The 1,606-nt window shown below is 69.8% G+C and carries 1 protein-coding gene; it reads right to left on the bottom strand.

All coding sequences use genetic code 11. The annotated features are described in order from the left end of the window. A partial coding sequence (locus AOK11_RS37825; protein WP_055598140.1) for a pyridoxal phosphate-dependent aminotransferase occupies window positions 1–1,421 on the bottom strand: 1,421 nt, incomplete at its 3' end. Window positions 1,422–1,606: the final 185 nt, after the last annotated feature.

Here is a 1,606-nt window from a genome sequence, read left to right as displayed (position 1 = left end):
GGTGGGGGCTGCAGGGGCTGTGGCGCCTGCTGGGGCATCTGCTGCGGCCCCGACGAGGCTGCCGCCGGCATGGGCATCCCGCCGTCCGTGCCCACCGGAACCGGGGACGGGACGGCGGGGAGCGGCATGCCGATGCCGGCGGCCGGAGCGGCGGGGAGACCCGGCGCCCCTGTACCGGCGCCGATGGCCTGGGCGGCGAGGCCCTGGGTACCGGCGCCGTTGGTCTCGCTGAACAGGCGGTCTATCGCCGCCGTGCCCGAGCTGTAGCCGGTCCCTGTGGCCTGCTCGGGCACGGCGGCTCCCCTCCTGGAGGTCCCGTAGAGCACCTGTTCCAGGCCGGACACCAGGCGACGTACGTCCACCTGCGGACGTACCACGAGACGCAGGAAGCGGCTGGACGAGCCGATCTTGTTGCCGCACTCGCGGACCAGGAGCCGATGCTCGGTGAGCATGCGGTCCCGGACCACGGTGCCTTCGGCGCCCACGGGGAGGCGCACGAAGAGGAAGTTGCCCTGGGACGGGTAGACCGTCAGACCGGGCAGTGAGGAGAGCTGGCCGGACATGTCCATCCGGTCGCGGCGCACCTGGTGGAGGCTCTGCTGGTACTCGGTGCCGTGCTCCTTCAGCATGAACACCACGTGCTCGGCGAAGGAGTTGAGGTTCCACTTGGGCAGCATCGAGCGGACGCGGCCGGCGAGCGCGGGGTTGGCGACGAGATAGCCGAACCGGATGCCGTGCAGACCGAAGTTCTTGCCGAGGCTGCGCAGGACGATGACGTTGGGGCGCAGCATCGCCTCCTGCACCACCGACGGTTCCACCTCGGCGTCGGCGAACTCCAGGAACGACTCGTCGATCACCACCAGGTCCAGGTCGGCCATCGCGTCCATGAACTGCACGACCGCGTGCTTGTGCAGGAAGCCGCCGTCGGGGTTGTTGGGGTTGCAGATCACCGCGACCTTGGTGCCCCGCGCGCGGATGAACTCGGCGTACTGGGCGAGGTCGAGGGCGAAGCCGCCGGACTCCTGGAGCGGGAACATGTCGACCCGCTTGCCGGTCTCCATGGGCTGGTCGGTCCAGCGGCCGAAGGTGGGGACGGGGACGGCGAGGGACTCACGGACCAGCAAGTGGTCGATCCAGGTGATGAGTTCCGTCGAGCCGTTGCCCATCGCCACGCACTGCGGCGGGAGCTGGAGCAGGCTGCACAGTTCGGCCGTGATGGTGTCGGCGCTGCTCGGGTAGTACGTGATGATCTCGCGCAGCCGCGTCGCCATGTCCTCGAACATGGCGGGGGTGGGGAAATACGGATTGCACGGAATGCAGAAGTCCACCGGGCCGGCCCCGTCGCTCTCCCGAGCCAGCGCAGCCATCGAGGGGCTGTGCGCTGCGGTGCTGCGGAACAACGAGGTGACGTTGTCGGCCATGGAACCTCCGGGTGCGGCGGGCCCGGCGGGGAGGTTCCGGGCCCGTCATGCGTGGGTGGCCCGCGCGGGGGAGCGCGGGCCACTCGTACATACGGAGGGGGGTGTGGCGCTGTTCAACCGGTGTGAAAAAAGTGTGACGACATGAACCCTGGGCGTGTTGCATGCGTCACCCGCCCCGGGGCGGG

Origin of the sequence: Streptomyces hirsutus (assembly GCF_001418415.1) — a bacterium.
In the GTDB taxonomy this organism is placed as follows: domain Bacteria; phylum Actinomycetota; class Actinomycetes; order Streptomycetales; family Streptomycetaceae; genus Streptomyces; species Streptomyces hirsutus.
Note: the sequence above shows the minus strand (reverse complement) of the source record. Positions and strands in the feature narration are given on the sequence as shown.